This is a genomic window from Amycolatopsis sp. NBRC 101858 (assembly GCF_030269325.1).
Classification (GTDB): domain Bacteria; phylum Actinomycetota; class Actinomycetes; order Mycobacteriales; family Pseudonocardiaceae; genus Amycolatopsis; species Amycolatopsis ponsaeliensis.
In genome coordinates this window covers 1-698 of sequence record NZ_BSTD01000013.1, presented here as the reverse complement: position 1 = coordinate 698, position 698 = coordinate 1, and the positions used below count along the sequence as shown (strand labels likewise).

Annotated in this window: 1 protein-coding gene; it reads left to right on the top strand. The window is 69.1% G+C overall.

Translation table 11 applies throughout. The features are described 5' to 3' along the window. Positions 1 to 24: 24 nt before the first annotated feature. On the top strand, positions 25 to 698 hold a 674-nt coding region (locus QSK39_RS52905; RefSeq protein ID WP_285485444.1), incomplete at its 3' end, for a cyclic nucleotide-binding domain-containing protein.

Here is a 698-nt window from a genome sequence, read left to right as displayed (position 1 = left end):
ACGAATGATTGGGTGGTTCTCGCTGTGACTGTCACCGACCCGGTGGACTCCGACCAGGCCCCGCTGAGCCTCGGACGGGCCGCCGCCCGCACCCTGGCCACGACGACCAAGTCGGTCCCCCAGATGCAGGGCATCTCCTCCCGGTGGCTGCTCAAAGTCCTGCCCTGGGTCGAAGTCTCCGGCGGCGCCTACCGCGTCAACCGCCGCCTGTCCTACTCCGTCGGCGACGGCCGCGTCACCTTCACCACCACCGGCGCCGACGTCCGCGTCATCCCACCGGAGCTGGGTGAACTCGCGCCGCTGCGCGGTTACGACGACGAAGAAGTCCTCGCCGAGCTGGCGTCGAGGTTCGGCCAGCACGAATACGCCCCCGGCGACGCCCTGGTCGAGTTCGGGTCCCGGGCCGACCAGGTGTTCCTCATCGCCCACGGCAAGATCACCAAGGTCGGCACCGGCGCCTACGGCGACCAGACCGTCCTCGGCACGATGGCCGACGGGGACTACTTCGGCGAAACCGCCCTGATCCGCAACGACGGGATCTGGGAGTTCACCGCCAAAGCCGTCACCACCTGCACCGTCCTGTCGCTGCCGCGGGACGTGTTCGAGGATGTCCTGTCGCGGTCGGAGACTCTGCAGGCGCATTTGGACGCGTTCATCGCGGGTGGCGCGTCCGCCCGCAACGACCACGGCGAAGCCGA